The organism is Stenotrophomonas sp. YJH_SMC_131 (assembly GCF_059367975.1).
The window spans coordinates 136,218-153,400 of record NZ_JCAFRJ010000007.1; the positions used below are offsets into that span (position 1 = coordinate 136,218).

Consider the following 17,183-nt stretch of genomic DNA (forward strand, 5'->3'; position numbering starts at 1 on the left):
TGTCAAAGGCCCCACACCGTGCGATTGGTAGGCTGATCCTGTACCGACCATGTTCAAGGACCGACCATGCCCGAAATGGATATCAATGCCGCAGCCAACGAGGTCGTCGCCCTGCTGCGGCGGAACGATGCGCGTGCTGCCGCCACCCGCCTCCAGGCCCTGCACGACGGACAGAGCGCAGTGGTGCAGGAATCGCTGGATCGCTATATCTCGGCGCGTGCGGCCGCCGAGCTTGAGGGCTTGCGCCGGAACGGGGGCGTGGCCGCAGCGGATGCAGCTACGGTGAATCCGATGCTGGATCGCTTGGGCGAGGCGACGCGCCCGCCGCGGATGCCCGATGCTGCCGAGACAGCGGGATTGAGTCAGGCCCAGCAGTACGACGTTTATGGCAGCATCGTGGCCCAGCGCGGCAACATCGCAGCGAACGATGCAATTGCAACCCAGGACCGCGTGGTGCTGGGGTTGCGCGATGAGAACCGCACCACCGAGGCGCGCGGACGTGGGGTCTACGATGACCGCATCGTGGTGCTGTGGAAGGATGCGCAGGGCCGCGGCCACGTGCGCGAGTTCAACCAGGCCACGACCGAGCCGACCGCCCAGTACGACGGACATGCCAAGACCGCGCCGCGCAGCCCGGGCTTTGGCAATGTGGCGCCGCGTACCAAGACCGAGGGTGAGGACGTCAACGGCGACCGGGTCAAGGATCTGGGGCGCCTGGGCGAGGGCACCATCGAGATGCGCGCGACCACCCATCCGCGCAATGGGCATCCCGATGAGTTCGCGCTGCGTCCTTCGCAGGACGCGATCACTGCGGGCGCCGGACGGGTGGAGCGCGACAGCAATGGCGATGGCTGGTTCGATGCGCGTGATACCCAGGGCGTGCAGGACCTCAACGACACCTTCAAGATCCATCGTGGCAGCCATTCCAACACCGATTCGGCCGGTTGCCAGACCATCGGTGGCGGCGAGTATGACGACTTCGTGTCGACGGTGCGCGGCACGCCTGGGCAGAACCGCTGGCAGTACGTGCTGACCTCGGTTGCACCCGGCCAGACGCGCGAATTGGGGCAGGACGTGCCGCTCGCGGCCAACGATGACCCCCGTCAACCGCAGCATCGCGATCATGCCCTGCAGCAGCAGATCAGTACGCGCCTGCAGGCCCTGGGCGGACGCTACGCCGAGCATGCCGAGGACTACAGCTTGGTGATGCTGCGCGAAGCGAAGGCCGCGGGCATCACCCGGGTCGACCAGATCGTGGCCAGCAATCCCAGCGCCGGCCGTGCGGCTGGCGAGACACTGTTCCTGGTGCAGGGCAGCCCGGGCGATCCTGCGGCGCTGCGCGCAGGGGTCAATGCGGCGGAGGTGCGCGAGACCGCGGTGGAATCCAGCCTGCGCCAGCTGCAGCAGCAATCGCGCGAACAGGCTGCACCTGCGCCCGCGCCGGCACAGCAGCAGGACGCGCCGGCGATGGGAGGGCGTTGATCGATGATCCGATCGCAGTTGACGCCGAGCGTTCCATTGATGCTGCTGCTGGCCTGCAGTGCCTGCGCGCCCGCTGGAGAGCGCGTCGCGCCGGTGGCGCCCACTGCCAGCTCGGCCGCGAAACCGGAGGCCCTGCCTGCGCAGACCCTTCCCACGGATCGCGGACTGCCCGCATTGCCGAAGGCTTCCGGCAGCGGCCATCCCGGCGGCCGCTACGCTACGCTGCCCGAACCTGCCAGGCAGGTGCTGGCGCAGTTGAAGTGCAACGTGGAGAGCGCCAGCAAGGTGCAGGTACTCTCCATTCCCGCGCAGGATGGCCAGCAGGATTTGATGGTTACTGATCGCAGCGGGCCGCGTTTCCGCTATTGGATGCGGTCGTTCTCCGGCAGTGGCGGTACCACCGGCTATCTGGTGCAGCTGCAGGGCTGCCCGGCAACCACCACGGGCATGCGCGCCTACATCGCACAGGGAGCCGCACCGCTGCAGGATGTCACCGCATCCATCCTGGCGCAGGCCGGATTGCCCGATGCGGCGACCATGACGGCCTACCAGGAAAAGGGCGCGGGCGATCTGTTCGCCTTCATCGGCGTGCTGGACAAAGTGCCAGTGCTGCGCTGGGTGGCCGAAGCCGACCCCGAACAGCCACTGGCCGCCGATGCACGCAGCTTCGACCATGGCAATGCCATCCACGGCGGTTTCCTGCACTGGAACCAGGATCACTTCGAAGTGGCCAGGGCCGTTCCCGCCGCGCTATGGCCCTGCGATGACAGCCCGTTGCTGCCGTGCAAGGCCGACCCGTTCGTGACGGGGCGTTGAGGCATCGCGCACATAGAAGTCGGCAATGCGCGGAATGAACTGCTGCGGATTGGCACCGACAAGATTGGTCAGCACCACGACCGCCACGCCGCGCTCGGGATAGACCACGAAGGCCGAGCGCGCACCGCCGATACCGGCCACCTGAAGGTCGGGCGATGCGCGCAGTACCGCCCAGCCACCCGCCCACGGGCCGGCGCGGCCATCAGCGAGGCGCTCTGCGCTCCACATCCGCCGCAGTGCCGTCTCCGGCAGCAAACGGCCTTCGGTCAGTGCGACGAGCCAGCGCGCGGTGTCGTCGGCGGTGGTGAGGATGCCGCCACCGGCCCAGAGCGAAGGCGGTATGTCGTAGAACCAGTGCGACAGGCGGGACGGTGCATCCACAGCATCGGTGGCACGCGGGGCCAGGCTGTACATCGTCGCCGCATCCGGAATCAGGTCGTAGCTGTCGCCGAAGGTGGTGCGGGCCATGCGCGCGCTGCTGAACTGGCGTGTGGCCAGGAAACGTTCGGAGGACATACCGGATTGCTGCGCGATGATCCGTGCCAGCAGGACATAGTTGGTCTGGTTGTAGGCGAAGCGCTGCCCGGGCGCCGCTTCCAGCGGCCGAGCTGTCACCGCCGTCCACGCCTGTGCTTCGGAGCCACCGCCCAGCAGTCCGTTCGCATCAAGGATGTCCGGAAGGCCTGAGGCATGCGCCAGCAACTGGTGTACGCGCACGTCTCTCCATGCTGGCGGAAGATCATCCAGGTAACGCGAGGCCGGCGCGTCCAGATCCAGTCGTCCCTCCTGCGCCAGCTGCGCAGCCGCCACGCCGGTGAATGCCTTGGTGGCCGAGTTGAGCGGGAAGCGGGTGTCGCGCGAGGCACGCACACCGTTCTCGACATTGGCCAGACCGTAGGCCTCGGACAGCACGATCTGCCCGTCCTTGACCACCGCGACCTGCAATCCGGGGATGCGCTGCTCCAGCATGATCTGGCGGATCAGGCGGCGGGTCTGGTCGTTGGCCTGGTCCTGGCTGGCAGCAACGGCGGCGAAGGGCAGTGCACTGATGAGCATGAGCAGGGCACGGAGCATTGGGCGGGACATGTGGAATTCCAGCGGGGCGTTGCAGATCGGATGCAGCGGGCGGGTCAAAGGTTTAGGCGTGTGCAGTTGATTAAAGATTGACGCTGAATTTCGAAAAAGTTTGTCGCCGCAGGAGTTGCAGCCCACTTTGGTCGCATAAGTGATTGATTGGACAGGAAATCTGTGAGCGCCTCAACGCGTACGGCAATGCCCTGTCTCACGGACTTGGGAGCCAGAAGGCGGCCAAAGATTCAAAATTGACCGCTGAACAAGGGTAAGCCCACCCGGCTCCATCACTTCACGTAGTGTGAGGAAGAGTGAAAGAGGATCAACGTGGCGGGTGCCAACCGCAAGCGCGGCGGGAGGAAACAGGGATGCGATAGACTCCTTTATTGCTCAAGTCGAGGCACTCGATACCTTGATGAAAACCGGCAACTCGAAGATCAGCACAAAGGCACGAAGAGACCCGATTGAACTAACATCGCGCATTACATCTAGCGACAACCAAGAGATTTCCGATGGCGAACGGTGACAACTACGGACTACCACCAGGCCAGCTCGGCCTATACCGGGCCCATTCCACGAAATACCTTTCGGGAACCTCAGGGCTGATAGGTAACCCGAACATTGGCCGGACAAGGCGCCCGCGGGATACTCCACTCCATATCCACGAAACTCTATGTGCATGGTTCTCAGAAGAGTTTGGTATGAGCTATCGAGAGCTCGGGCTTTTTTGTACTGGAGATCGCGAGGTCGCGAAGGGTTACGTTAAACCCACCTCAACTCTCATACGTATTGAACCAGTTGGTGACTTCTCTGTCTGTTATAGCGAAGTCTGCAAGGACTTATTTGCACACTGCCAGTTTAGATGGATCCCGAATGGCGCTAGCGCAGAAGTCATACGCTCTGACCTCGAGTCCTTCAATTATATTCAGCTGAGTAACACAGGGCTGCAGGAGGCTGCTAGAACCAACAATGAGGCCATGATCTACGCCGAGCGGTTTCGTTACGCAACATGAAAGAAGGATACTAAGGGTTATGGATACCGCTCAAGCACAGGTTTTTTCGCAAGACATTATTCGGCAAGGCGAGATTGCGGGCTGGATTATTGAAGAATATGTCGCCCACGGGAAATCAGCGGTCCTGTTCTCTGCCCATTCCGGCGCCGCATCAGCAATCGTTAAGGTCTTTCATCCTGGGCTAATTGAAGCCTACGGAAGAGAGTCGCAAGTTGTCAGGGTAAATCGGGAACGTGAACTTGTCGGGAAGTATCACCCGAACATCGTCAGAGTGCTTGACGCGGGGTCGTGCGAGAAAACCGGGCATTTATACGTCGTGATGGAGAAGGCCGCAGGCGACCCCCTATCAAAGCGGTTGGCACACGTTCCCAGAGATCGGATATCGATGCTGGTGGAACAGCTGGCACGCGCGGCGATGCAGCTGGAGGATTGGGGATTCACGCATCGAGACATAAAGCCTGACAACATACATATTGACGATGAGTGTAATGTTCTGACCTTGCTTGACTTCGGAGTAATTAAGCCGCACGGCAATGACTCAGCGACATCACTTTTCACCAACAAGCCGTTTGTTGGGACCCATCAGTACAGCCCCCCCGAAATGATCCACGGGCAAGAGGAGGACACAATAGATGGATGGCGTGCGGTGACTTTTTATCAGATTGGCGCCGTTATGCATGATCTGATTACCGGCACCCCGATCTTCGAGGGCGCAACGTCACGCAATGCCGACCTTGTCCGCGCTATCGATAATGATCAAGTAGTAGTGCATGCCGACGATATACCATCTTCGATTTGCAGTGTCGCTACTAGGTGCCTTCTGAAGGTGCCTGGCGACAGACTTAATCTTTTGGCTTGGCAGGACTTCATGTTCTCCGAGGCAAATGACGCGAGCCTTTCTTTGCAGGCCCGAGCAGCCTCGCTGTCGCGTCGCGCAGGCCTTGGCAGGTCAAATAGGGGGGATCTAGTTCTAGTTCGAGAAGAGCAACGCCTCAAAGGGATTCAGGTTGAACAGATTGTCCGGGCCGCAAGGGGGAGGTTTGACCAGGTGTTATGCGATCTAGGCGCACTCGTTCCCTCACGCAGAACCTCGGTTCTACCAGCTGCCCACCCAGAGCCGGGGGTCATCTACACTTTTGAGCGCGCTCCCGAGAAGGGATTTGACGTTCAGATTCGCATTGAAATCGCGATACAACTACACGACTCTCGGGACACAGTTGATGTATACGTTCGCGCTTCTAAGGGGGTTGAGGATACGGGGATAGGATGGAGCCATTTGGGACCAGCTCTAAGAACTCTAGAGGGCTTTGACATCGTGTTCAAAGAGTGGATCATCGGCGTCATCGAAGAGTTCTTCGCTGAGAGGGATCGCTAGGCATGTCCGATACATGGTGGGTCAACGAAGGGCAGTTAATGGACGAGCAACTTGAAGTGCTCGGCGAGGAGGTCGAGCAGGACGTGTTGCTCTCCGGCCCCCCGGGTAGCGGGAAAACGAATATTCTTCTCCTTCGCGCTAATCACCTCTTCATCGCGTCGCCAGACACTGAGTTCTATATCGTCTGTTTTACGAAGCTTCTTCAGAATTTCATCAGACTTGGCGCTCATCAATATCACTATCCGGCGAATAGGATAGTGACTCAGCAAAAGCTGTTTGAACAGGTCTTGGCCGACTACGGGACTCTTCCTTCCCGGATCCCCGGCCAAACCTATGATGAGCGCAACAAGGTTCTCAAACAGGCAATGTGCCAACTTATGAGCACGAACGCAGGGAAAGGCGCCTATCCAGTGCTCTTTATTGATGAGGCGCAGGACTACTCAGAGCTGGACCTTTCCATCTTTAGATATCTTGCCCGTCACCTCAACTGCGCCGCCGATCTTCGGCAGAGCATTTACGGGGAGGGAGCTACTGGGGAAGCATGGCTCGCCAACCACAATTGGGGCAGCTCCATAGCTTTGAAGTACCATCATCGAGTCGCTCCAGCCGTACTTGAAGTGGCCGACAAGGTCATGAATGGAAAATTTGGGCACGAGCCAATGCTGGAAACTCATCAGTACAAGGGGGACACGGGTGACGTTGAGGTTCAGGCCGGCATCGGTTTCAACGAACAGATTGAGGCTGCAGCCACTCGTATCGCCAAGCAACTCAATGTCTACCCGGGACAGTTGGTGGGAGTGATGGTTCCGCTGAGAGATAATGTGGGCGCCATTGTCGATGCCCTGTCCGAAGAGACCGAACTGGCAGGCTTAGTTACCAATTGCTTAGCTTCGGACTTCGACTCTACTAAGCCTGTATGGGTCAGTACTGTGCATTCCGCCAAGGGGCTTGAATTTAGGTGCTGTCACATTTTGACGGCCGATGACTTTGCACGTTTTACCAAGTACGAGCGAAGGGCGGTTTTCACCGCAATTACCCGCGCAAAAACAGCCCTCTCTATCTACCACCGAGAAGATCTGCATCCATTCTTCGCTGCTGCCTTAGCTAAGAAAAGCGGGAAAAAGATAGCTATTCACAATCTCTTCGGAAAAAGCGACCCATGATTGAGCCCCTTAAGTTCGTCAATATCAGCTACAAGGACTTCTTCCGCTCTATGGGGCGGCTCGACGAGCTTTACCAAAAGGCTCGGCTTAGTACTTTAGATGACTTGCGGATGCCACTTAGAGAAGGGGAGATGTATGTTGCCTGGCGTGCCGACACCGCGGCCGCCCCGCTAACACCAACCTTAATCATTGGGTCAGAACGTGATCTAGCAGACCTCGTGCCGCGGATGCTAGCAGTTCCAGGAGCGCCGATCCCTGCTACCTCAAACACGAAGACATGGTACTCCTCTGACCTTCAATCTATCCTTAGGGTCGAGCATTCAGGCCTTGCCCCGGCCGCCGAGCTTGGCTTCGTCGGGCTTATGATGTTTGAGATTACCTCTTCCCAAGAAGGTTCGGATCTGCGTGCCGTTGGTATTGATAGCGTACGGCAGACTTTGTCGTTTGTTTGCGCTCGCGCAACGAACTTCGGATGGCATGACGCCGCGCTAGCTACGATTACACAGAGGTGGCTTGAAGCTAATGCATTGCTAAATAATCAGATCGATCCGTCTTTTGCAGTGGGGATAGCGGGGATGTGTGCGTTTGTTCAATCGCTTCGTATGCACGGTGAACGCGATATCTCCCCTCAAGACCTGGGTAAGTACATACAAAGCTGGGTCCGTCTTGAGCAGGAACATCAGCTCGACTTGCTTTCCGACCCTCTTGTTGAAATTGTCAGGGGAACGACCAACGCCAAGAGTCGAGAGCGCCGCTTCGATATAGTCACTGGGGCTCTTGATAGTATCTCGATGTCCGGAAATTTGAACCCTATTCTCGGCGGCTTTTTGATAAGTTTGATTGAGCCCGGCTCCTTTGATTTTGATGGTTTATCCAGGCGCTACGACTCAAGGGGGAGATTGGTTTCTGCAGCATACTTCATGTGCACCTCAATCCTGGGCGCCTCCGAGACTTTGAGAAAATATAGCGGGTTTGGCATCACCGTCTTGAATCAGGGGCTCCGCCCTGATCAGGATTCATTCTCGGATATGGGTTTTGCCGAGCTCCGAGTGCTTCATAGCCACAAATTTGAGCCTATTCGTTATCGGACGCGCTCTAGGACCGCTGTGGATGTGGAACTAGCGCCAATGGTGGTTGGCGCATTTCGGACCACGCCACAAGGGTCGAGCGTGAGCCCGCAAAGAGATGAGGCTGCACATCGTCAACGGAGAGAGCAGCTCGTGAAAAGGAGGCTTCAGACCGCAGTCCGCGCACTTGAAGAGGCCTATAGCGCTCTATCCCCTGAGGACCCTGTAGGTCACATTGAGGACCTTTATTCCCGTAAGGGGCTACGCAAGTAAGTGGCCGCTCCTCATCGGATGAGGGTAGCCAAAGCAAGGCTGCCAGAGAGCTTGTAGCGAGCAACCAACCAGGCGGACACACGAGTGGTGATGCGGCGGGTGCTTGTCCGTGAACTGGCTAGGACCCGGGCGAGCTCCCCCTGAATCGCCCACTCGTTCCTAGACGGTCGAGGTCCGATTTGGGGCCCATGGCTCTCTGCGGCCAGAAGCAGGCAGCAACCTTGCGTCACCTCGTCGTTGCCAATCAACGAGCGACGGGCGTGGCAAGGCATAAGCAAACACAAGCGACTGGCTATCGTTAGAGGTCTGGACAGAACTGGATAGGAACAGGCCAGGATCGACCCTCAGGCCAGCCAACGCTGCGCGTGGGAATTCGAGGAAGGCTTTCGCACCACAATGTAGCTATGGTGCACGCACCTTGCAGCTACGGCGCCCGCAGCCATGCTTCGTTTGAGAAAAATCTGGGCTACCGAGCGTGATCACATGGGTCAAGAATAGGGTTAGTCTTGCCGCCTAGGCACGATCGGCAGCCCGATCACGAGTGCAGATGCGTACCTGATGATTCTGCTTTGGAGCGTCCAATGAACTACCTGGATTCGTTGTCCACATATCAACAGTGACGCTTTTCGCGAGTCTGTTCATTTTTGGTGCAATAGCGCTCACATTGATTGCGCTGTGGGTGGCATATCGACAGAACAAGCGATTCGGTGAGCGGCAGTGTCACCGCTCTAAGAAGCGAGGCAGGTCTCCTCGCTAAGTAGTCGGCGCTGCTGGGACTGTGCGGGACTAGCCGACGCCTTTGGGTCAGTCTCAGTCACCCCTCATCTCTGTTGCGGTTAGAGGAGCCCCCTTTTTCTTAAATTTGTCGCTTTAGCGCGTCCGGCAGTGGGTATCAGGCCGCCGAGCGACAAACTTTTCCGAGAATTCTTGTCGATTTGTCGCAACCGACAATCTTTACGCCACTGCATAAGGCGCTCGGTGGTGCCTACCGTTCGTCGGCCCATGACTTCCGGGGGGTTGACTACAGTTGTCGTCACGCAGACAGTGGCGACACGTGTAGTCAAGGGAGTGGTGTCATGCGTGGCAAGACGATCGGGGACCAGGAGCTGGCCCTGCTGCAGTACATCGATGAACATGCGCCGGCCACGGTCGGCGAGGTCGCCAGTGGCTACGGGGAGGCCCGTGGGCTGGCCCGCTCCACCGTGCTGACGATGATGGAGCGACTGCGGGCGAAGGGGTATCTTCAGCGCCAGCAGCAGGACGGTGTCTACCGCTACCAGGCCACGCGTGGCCCGCAGAGCGTGCTGCAGGGCGCGGTGGCGCAGTTCGTCGACAACACCCTGCAGGGCTCGGTGTCGCCGTTCGTGGCCTACCTGTCGCAGCGCCAGCAGGTCAGCGACAACGAGCTGGCCGAACTGGAAGCGCTGGTTGCCCAACTCCAATCGCGCCGCCACGAGGGCTGAGCCATGGACACCACGATGCTGATCCCGATGTTGGAACGGCTGGGCTGGACCAGCCTGCAGACCGTGCTGCTGGTGGCCCTGGTGTATGGCGTATGCCGCGCGCTGCCGTCGCTGTCGGCGGCAACCCGCTGCCGCCTGTGGTGGCTGGTCTCGCTGCAGGCTGTGCTCGGCCTGTTCTGGAGCCAGCCGTTGCAGCTGGCCTGGTTGCCGGCGCCGCAGGCGGTGGCGATGAGCGCGACCGATGTGGCCGCCGACATGGTCTACCCGCTGGCCCCGGAGGCCTCGGCACAGCTGTTGGCCGCAATGCCGATGCCCGCCGCGGACGTGCCGGCGGTGGCATGGTGGGCCGTCGCACTGGCCACGCTGTGGATGTCCGGCGTGCTGCTGATGGCCCTGCGTACCTTCGGTGAGTGGCGTCGCTGCCGCGCGCTGCTGGCAGCGGCCTGTCCCTGCGAGGACGAGGCGCTGGTGCAGGCCCTGCAGCTGGCCTCCGATGCGCACGGCGTGCGTCCTGCGCCGCGGTTGTGGATGAGCACGCAGGTGGACGCACCGCAGCTGGTCGGGCCGTTCCGCCCGGTGCTGCTGCTGCCGGCGGGCGACAACGCCCTGCAGGGCGACGCGCTGGACCTGGCCCTGACCCACGAACTGCAGCACCTGCAGCGGCGTGACCTGCAATGGGGCCTGCTGCCTGCACTGGCCCAGCACCTGTTCTTCTTCCACCCGCTGCTGCGCCTGTCGGTGCGTGAATATGCACAGGCGCGCGAGGAAGCGGTGGATGCAGCGGTGGTTGGCCAGCACGGTGCCAGCCGCCAGGCCTATGGCCGTCTGCTGCTGCAGCTGGGCGTGGCACCGCAGCCGCATCTGGGCGTGGCCAGTGCCGCACCGGATACCACCAGCCTCAAGCGCCGCCTGCTCTCGCTGCAGTCGCGCCGGTCCTGCCCGCGCATCCTGGCGATGGCGTTGACTGCGGTGGTGCTGGTGGTGGGCGTGGCGCCGATGCGGCTGGTCGCAGCGCCGGTGCCGCCGGCACCGCCCGCGCCTCCTGCGGCGCCGAAGGTCGTGCCGCCGCCGCCGCCGAAGGCTCCGAAAGCGCCGCCCGCACCGCCTTCGTCCGCGCGCGTTCCGGCCGTGCCGGTGGCGCCCGCGCCGCCCGCCGAGCCGGCTGATGTCGAGGCGTTGTCAGGTCCGGACGATGCGGATGTGACGGTCGACGTGGATGCGGATGTCGATGTCGATACCGGCATGCACAGTGAACACACGACCTCCCGCACCACTTCCATCACCACCTACGGCCGCCTGGACCTGGGCAAATCGCCGCCGGAGGCCTTCGTGCTGGTAGATGGCGATTCGACCTTCGCCAACGGCGGCATGGACGACGTGACGGTGGCCCGCAGACAGCTCGGCAAGGGTCCGGCGCTGTGGTTCCGCAAGGGCGACAAGCGCTACGTGGTGCGAGACCCGATGATGATCCAGAGCCTGCAGCGTGCCTACAGCGGCGCGGCGGATCTGGGCCGCCAGCAGAGCGAACTGGGCCGCCAACAGAGTGCGCTGGGTCGCCAGCAGGGCGAACTCGGCAGGCAGATGGGCGAGATGGGCCGCCTGCAGGGCGAGGAGGCGCGCCGCATGGCACTGGCCGCTGCCGAGGCTGCGCGCAGCGCGGTGGCCGCGCATGACATCAACCGCGAAGCGGCGGCAGAAGCGGCGAAGGCGGCGCGGGGCGCGACCAACGATGCGGCCATTGCACGTGAGGCTGCTGCAGAGGCACGTCGTGCGATGCAGGAAGTGGACAACGAAACCGCGCGGGCCACCCACACCCGCGGCATGCAGCGCCTGGCCAGCCAGCAGTCTGAACTGGCCAGCCGCCAGGCGGCGCTGGGCAGCCGGCAGGCTGCGTTGGGTGAGCGTCAGGCACGCGTGCATGAGCAGGCGTCGCGGCAGGCGCAGCAGGTGATCGCACGCGCACTGGCCAGCGGCAAGGCCGAGCGACTCTGACTGGTAGTGCCGGCCGCTGGCCGGCAATGTGGGGTGCCGGCCAGTGGCCGGCACCCACTGGGTTGATCAACCGCAGCTGGCGCGCTCGATCCGGTTCTGACCGTCCACCTGCACCGTCACGCGGTCCTGGCGGAAGTCCATGGTTACCTCCATGCCCGGCTTGACCACGCGCGCGTTGCGGGCACCGCTATCGGCGACCAGTTTCTTGATGGTGGCCTCGTCGGCGGTCTTGCCGGTGAAGGCTTCCAGCGCTTCCGGCCTGCATTCGTGGGCGGCATCGGCCACCGGTGCCGGTGCCGGTGCGGCATCGTGGGTGGTGCTGCTGCCGGCGTGGCTGCAGGCGGCCAGCGGCAGGATGGCGAGCAGGGCAAGCGGATTGAGGCGCATCGTCGGGCTCCAGGCGTGGATGGTGGCGGCAGTGTCACCGCTGCCACCGTCAGGGCATGTCAACGCGGCCCTGGGCCATTACCGCCCGACCAGCGCCAGTGTTTCGCGCTCGCGCTGCTCCTCGCGCACCAGTCGCTGCAGCAGCAGGGCCAGGGTGACCACGTCCTGATGGTTGTGGTCGGCCACCCGACGCAGGTTCACCGCATCGCCGCCGCGCAGGAAACGCAGCCATGCGCCCGGGGCTTCGGAGCCAGGCAGGTCATCCTCGCGCACCACGCGCAGCAGCTGGCGCTCAATGGTGGACAGCTTGCAGTTCTCCCACGTGCCGCGATAGCGGCGGCGGGTCGGGTAGAGCAGGTCGACGTGATCCAGCGCGCTGATCGGGCAACGCTGGCGGGCCAGCCGGTAGCGCGTCTTCAGCAGCGGCGCATCGTAGCTGCGCCCGTTGTAGCTGCAGAACACGGTGGACGGCTGCAGCCAGCGGGCGAAGGTGTCCAGCATCGCGTCCTCGGCGGCCATCGTCGACATCAGCAACTGGCGGATGCGCAGGCCTTCGCCACGCTGCGGGCACACATGCCAGTCGGCGGCGCCGATCATGAAGGCGCGGGTGCCAGTGCCGCCGGCCAGGCCGGTGGTCTCGGTATCGAAGAACAGCAGGTCGCGCGCGGCGACGTGCTCGTGCTCGCGCCTGGCGAAAGCCAGGGAAAGCGGTTCTGCGGGAATCGGTTGCGGCTGCAGCGACTCGATCAGGAACAGCCCCGGCGCGATTTCCTCGCCGGGGAGCTGGCGATCCTGGGCACTGGCGCGTGCCGGTGCGGCTCCACCACGCGAGCGCAGGCCGAGCAGGCGGTGCAGGCTGCCCACTTCCGGTCGACGCAACGGTGCGGCGGCCGTCACAGGCGCGGCAGCGCCGGTCGGCTTGTGGCGGATTTCCTGTTCGACCCAGGCGAACACCGAGCGCTCTGCCGGTGGCTGCCGTGCATCGTTGGCGGCTACCGGGGCCGGCGCCGGAGGGGGCGGTTCGGGTGCCACCGGCGTGACTGCTTTCGGGTCGCCGGCCTGCTTCCGCAGCAGGCGCAGCTTGTCCAGGCTCAGGCTCACGGTGCCAGCAGCTCCATCGGCTCGCGCGTGGTCACCACCAGGTCGCGCACGTGCTGGCAGGCTTCTGCGTCGAACAGGTCGAGCACGCGCAGCGCCAGCGCGCGCGGCGAGGTTTCATCTTCCTCCTGTGCAGCCAGCACCGGGCCGACACAGGCCGGGCAACCGGCCTTGCAGTCGCAACGCTGCACCAGTTCGCGCGCGCGCTGCACCAGCTCGGCCTGGCGCTGCCACAGCGGCTCGCTCAGGCCAACGCCGCCAGGAAAGTTGTCGTACAGATAAACGGTCGGCACGAACTCCTGCAGCAGCTCCACCGCGCCAGGGTCGCCTTCGCTGCCGCGCAGCTGGCCACGGCCGCTCTGGTCGGCGATCGCGAACCAGGCACCATCGCCGTTGCCGACTGACTTCTGCAGATCGCGCGCATCGGCCATCACCGCCACGGTGGCGACGATGTGCAGGGCATACGCGGCGCCAAGGAAGCCATCCAGCGCATCCTGCTTGCTGGCGAACGCGCGCAGCAGCAGCGCCTGCGGCAGCTGCCACCACACCGCAGTGGTGTGCAGTTCCTGGTCGGGCAGGTTCACCGGCCCATAGCCGATGTTCTCGTGGGTGTAATAGCGGATCTTCTTGTAGCCGGCCACGCGACGCACCACGTGCACTTCGCCATGGTGCGAATCGCCACGGCCGGCCACGCCACCGTCGAAACGGTCCAGCACCTTGAGCTTGGTGAAGTCGATGCTGTCGGTGTAGTAATCCACATGGGTGCGGGTGACATAGGCTTTGCGGCCGTCCCAGTCCAGCGTCTCCACCTGGTAGGGCGTGGACTGCACCATGTGGATGGCGCCTTCGTACAGGGTGAGTGCGGCGGCGGAATAATCGACCTCGGCGATGATCTGCTGGCGGCCGTCGCTGCGGTCGACCACCACGAAGTTGCCGTCGGCCACCGCGCGCAGGCTCACCGCGTTGGCCGGATAGCTGTCGGCGATCCATTCCCAGCGCTCGCCTTCGCGGTGGATGACTTCGGTTTCGGCCAGCGCTTCCAGGAACACTTCCGGATCGATCGGGCCGAAGCCATCGCCAACCCGGAACGGCAGTTCGAAGGCTGCGCAGCGGATGTGGTCGAACAGGATCAGCGGCTGGTCAGGTGCAATGCGTGCATGTTCGGGCGAGGCCTCGGCGAAGAAGTCCGGATGCCGCACCACGTACTGGTCCAGCGGCTGCGAGCTGGCCACCATCACCCCCAGCGCGGGCTGCTGGCGGCGACCGGCGCGGCCGAAGCGCTGCCAGGTGGCGGCCACGCTGCCGGGATAGCCATTGAGAATGACCACGTCCAGGCTGCCGATATCCACGCCCAGTTCCAGCGCCGACGTGCTGACGATGCCGTCGATGTTGCCGGCGCGCATCGCACGCTCGGTCTCGCGGCGCTCGGTGGGCAGGTAGCCGCCACGGTAGGCGCGGATGCGCGGCGGCTTGCGCGGGTCGTGGTCGAAGATGTCCTTCAGGTACTTGGTCAGCACTTCGACCATCAACCGGGTCTGCGCGAACACCAGGGTCTTCAGCCCGGACTTGATCGCGATGCGCGCGATGCGGTTGCTCTGCGAGCGTGCCGAGGCGCGCAGGCCCAGGTCCGGATTGATCACCGGCGGGTTCCACAGCAGTACCTGTTTCGGTCCGCTGGGCGCACCGGATTCGGTGATCGCGGTGACCGGTGCCTCGATCAACGCCTCGGCATGCGCCTGCGGATTGCCGATGGTGGCCGAGCACAGGATGAACTGCGGTTGCACGCCGTAGAACGCGCAGATGCGCTTGAGCCGGCGCAGCACGTTGGTGACGTGGCTGCCGAACACGCCGCGGTAGGTGTGTACTTCGTCGATGACGATGTAGCGCAGGTTCTCGAAGAACTGCGCCCACTTGGTGTGATGCGGCAGGATCGCCTGGTGCAGCATGTCCGGGTTGGACACCACGATGTCGCCATGCAGGCGGATCGCCTGGCGCGCATCACCCGGGGTATCGCCATCGAAGGTGAAGGCCTTGACGCCCAGATCGCCGGCACGGTTGAGTTCCAGCAGCTCGGCCACCTGGTCCTGTGCCAGCGCCTTGGTCGGGAACAGGTACAGCGCCTTGGCCTTGTCCTGCATCGCCGCGCTGACCACGGGCAGGGTGTAGCACAGCGACTTGCCGCTGGCGGTGGGGGTGACGATGGCCACGTGCTCACCACGCTGGCTGGCCTCCCAGGCCTCGGCCTGGTGGCTGTAGAGCTGCTCGATGCCGCGTGCCTTCAGGGCCGCGGCCAGGGCCGGCGGTACCGCATCGGGAATGGGGGCATAGCGGCCCTCGCGGCCGGGAATGGCAAAGCTGCCGGTGATGCGGTCCTGGTAGCGGCGCTGCAGGCGCGCGCTGAGCAGGGCGCCGTCACGGGCGGGCAGGCCATCGCGGGTGGCGAGCTTCTGCTCGGCATCGGCGGTGCGCTTGGCGAGTTCGTAAGCCATGGAAAGTGGAGCCGGGACGGATTGCGAGGGGTCACATGGCACCACATCCACGTCTCAGGATGTGAGACATCGCACACGGAGGGCGTGAACCGTTCAGTGCTCGCGTCCCGTGGCGCCGCCGCATCTCCCCTGGCTGAACAGCTGCCAGTGCAGCAACGAAATCTGAAGCCGGCATCCGTATCCTTGGGCGCTGGACGCAACCAACAGGGCGGATGGCTGTGGCACGACGTGGAACGCAGGGAGCACTCCTGGCCGGCATGCTGCTGGCCGGCATCGCGCAGGCGCAGCAGGCCGCGCCGGTGTCGGTGCCCGATCCTGCACCCGTCCCCCCTGCTGATGCCCCGGCAGCAGCCACCGCGCCGATCTCCACCGCCCTGCCGCAGGACAACGTCACCACCCTCGGCGAGGTGCGTGCACTCAAGCCCGACGACGAGCCGCTGGACCTGTACCGCTTCAAGAACCCGGTGAAGTTCGGCGACAACCGCTTCAGCCGCGACTGGAGCGAGCCACCGTCACCGGAGCAGGTCAGCATGGGCGGCGGCTACATCATGATGGGCGTGGTCAAGGGCGTGCTGGCGGCGGGCCGGGGCCTGAACAAGCTCACCGGTGGCCCCGACCAGATCCAGTCCGCCATCGCCCGGCCACCGCCTGAGCTCAGTGCCGAACAGCGGCAGCGTGCGCTGCGGTTCTCCCAGCAGCAGGATGCCGGTGATGCACCGCCGGTGAAGTAGGCCGGTATATCCTGCCGGTTCCTCAACCGATAGCGCTGCCATGTTCCTGCGTTCGTTCTGCCTGCTGGCTGCATTGCTGCCCGCGTCCGCCTTTGCTGCCGGCATCGCCGGTGATGGCGCGTGCCGCAATGGCGCGTTCCCCTCCGAACAGAGCCGGTTCGCGCTGGCGCGGGTGGTCGACGCACCGCGCCTGTATCTGCTCGGCGACATGGACGGGTGCCCCGCCAAGGGCGAACCGGCCTGCCGCCAGCGCAGCTATGTGGTCAACGGCGATACGGTGGTGACCGGTCGCGACCTTGGCCGCTACCGCTGTGCGTTCTTCCCGAACAAGGTGGGTGGCAGCGCCGGCTGGGTGGACCGCAGCAAGCTGCAGCCGTTGCCGGTGGCCGTGCCAACGCTGCAGGACTGGGTGGGCCACTGGAAAGACGGCGACAACGGCCTGCGCATCACCGTGCAGGGTGGACAACTGCATGTGGATGGCGACGCCTACTGGCCTTCTGCCAACCCCACGCCGGAACAGCGCCCGTATGGCCCGAACATGGGCCAGGTGGAAGCGCGCGCGACGCCGCGTGGTGCTGATGTCGAGTTCGTCGAGGACACGTGCCGGGTGCGCGTGCACTCGCTGGGCGAGGTGCTGATCGTGGCCGACAACAGCGAATGCGGTGGCATGAACGTGCGCTTCAACGGCGTGTACCGGCGCGCGGGGAAACGCTGAAGGACGCATGACGGAGGGGTCAGAGCCCTTTCGTGGGCGAAAGGGATC

At 63.4% G+C, this 17,183-nt stretch carries 13 protein-coding genes; 9 read left to right on the forward strand and 4 right to left on the reverse strand.

What is annotated here, in order from left to right:
- The first annotated feature begins 66 nt into the window (after window positions 1–66).
- Both AC5P56_RS15600 and AC5P56_RS15605 read left to right on the forward strand, forming a co-directional pair.
- Complete coding sequence (locus AC5P56_RS15600; RefSeq protein WP_495231777.1) at window positions 67–1,482, forward strand: XVIPCD domain-containing protein; 1,416 nt, start codon at window positions 67–69, stop codon at window positions 1,480–1,482.
- A gap of 3 nt (window positions 1,483–1,485) precedes the next feature.
- Window positions 1,486–2,298: a hypothetical protein gene (locus AC5P56_RS15605; protein WP_075075917.1), complete on the forward strand. Its 813-nt coding sequence runs from the start codon at window positions 1,486–1,488 to the stop codon at window positions 2,296–2,298.
- On the opposite strand, the gene AC5P56_RS15610 is transcribed toward AC5P56_RS15605, so the two are convergent.
- Window positions 2,233–3,354 carry a serine hydrolase domain-containing protein gene (locus tag AC5P56_RS15610; protein WP_495231798.1) on the reverse strand — a complete coding sequence of 374 codons (1,122 nt, stop codon included), beginning with the start codon at window positions 3,352–3,354 and terminating at the stop codon, window positions 2,233–2,235. The two genes, AC5P56_RS15605 and AC5P56_RS15610, sit on opposite strands and share 66 nt — an antisense overlap.
- Before the next feature lie 1,047 nt (window positions 3,355–4,401).
- Between AC5P56_RS15610 and AC5P56_RS15615 the strand changes: the two genes are divergently transcribed.
- The 5 genes from AC5P56_RS15615 to AC5P56_RS15635 all read left to right on the forward strand — a co-directional run bounded on the left by AC5P56_RS15615 (window position 4,402) and on the right by AC5P56_RS15635 (window position 11,715).
- Window positions 4,402–5,757, forward strand: coding sequence for a serine/threonine protein kinase (locus AC5P56_RS15615; protein ID WP_495231778.1), 1,356 nt, complete (start codon window positions 4,402–4,404; stop codon window positions 5,755–5,757).
- Between the two features lie 2 nt (window positions 5,758–5,759).
- On the forward strand, window positions 5,760–6,920 hold the full coding sequence (locus tag AC5P56_RS15620) for an ATP-binding domain-containing protein (protein WP_495231779.1): 1,161 nt from the start codon (window positions 5,760–5,762) through the stop codon (window positions 6,918–6,920).
- Window positions 6,917–8,260 carry a hypothetical protein gene (locus AC5P56_RS15625; protein ID WP_495231780.1) on the forward strand — a complete coding sequence of 448 codons (1,344 nt, stop codon included), beginning with the start codon at window positions 6,917–6,919 and terminating at the stop codon, window positions 8,258–8,260. Before AC5P56_RS15620 ends, AC5P56_RS15625 begins: the two co-directional genes overlap by 4 nt.
- Window positions 8,261–9,336: 1,076 nt before the next feature.
- Window positions 9,337–9,723, forward strand: a complete 387-nt coding sequence (locus tag AC5P56_RS15630) for a BlaI/MecI/CopY family transcriptional regulator (protein WP_014645465.1) — start codon at window positions 9,337–9,339, stop codon at window positions 9,721–9,723.
- A 3-nt stretch (window positions 9,724–9,726) separates the two neighbouring features.
- Window positions 9,727–11,715: a M56 family metallopeptidase gene (locus AC5P56_RS15635; protein WP_495231781.1), complete on the forward strand. Its 1,989-nt coding sequence runs from the start codon at window positions 9,727–9,729 to the stop codon at window positions 11,713–11,715.
- A gap of 66 nt (window positions 11,716–11,781) precedes the next feature.
- Here the strand turns inward: AC5P56_RS15635 and AC5P56_RS15640 are convergent, their stop codons facing one another.
- From AC5P56_RS15640 to AC5P56_RS15650, 3 genes are all read right to left on the reverse strand, one after another.
- Window positions 11,782–12,102 (reverse strand): I78 family peptidase inhibitor, encoded by a 321-nt coding sequence (locus AC5P56_RS15640; protein ID WP_495231782.1) that lies wholly within the window; start codon window positions 12,100–12,102, stop codon window positions 11,782–11,784.
- A gap of 78 nt (window positions 12,103–12,180) precedes the next feature.
- Window positions 12,181–13,203 carry a ribonuclease H-like domain-containing protein gene (locus tag AC5P56_RS15645; RefSeq protein WP_495231783.1) on the reverse strand — a complete coding sequence of 341 codons (1,023 nt, stop codon included), beginning with the start codon at window positions 13,201–13,203 and terminating at the stop codon, window positions 12,181–12,183.
- Window positions 13,200–15,689, reverse strand: a complete 2,490-nt coding sequence (locus tag AC5P56_RS15650; protein ID WP_126411570.1) for a DEAD/DEAH box helicase — start codon at window positions 15,687–15,689, stop codon at window positions 13,200–13,202. Before AC5P56_RS15650 ends, AC5P56_RS15645 begins: the two co-directional genes overlap by 4 nt.
- 212 nt (window positions 15,690–15,901) lie before the next feature.
- Here AC5P56_RS15650 and AC5P56_RS15655 point away from each other — a divergent pair, with 212 nt between their 5' ends.
- Window positions 15,902–16,420 (forward strand): hypothetical protein, encoded by a 519-nt coding sequence (locus AC5P56_RS15655; protein ID WP_032957598.1) that lies wholly within the window; start codon window positions 15,902–15,904, stop codon window positions 16,418–16,420.
- A 40-nt stretch (window positions 16,421–16,460) separates the two neighbouring features.
- A complete protein-coding gene (locus AC5P56_RS15660; RefSeq protein WP_014645470.1) occupies window positions 16,461–17,135 on the forward strand; it encodes a hypothetical protein in 675 nt (224 codons plus the stop codon).
- Window positions 17,136–17,183 lie beyond the last annotated feature (48 nt).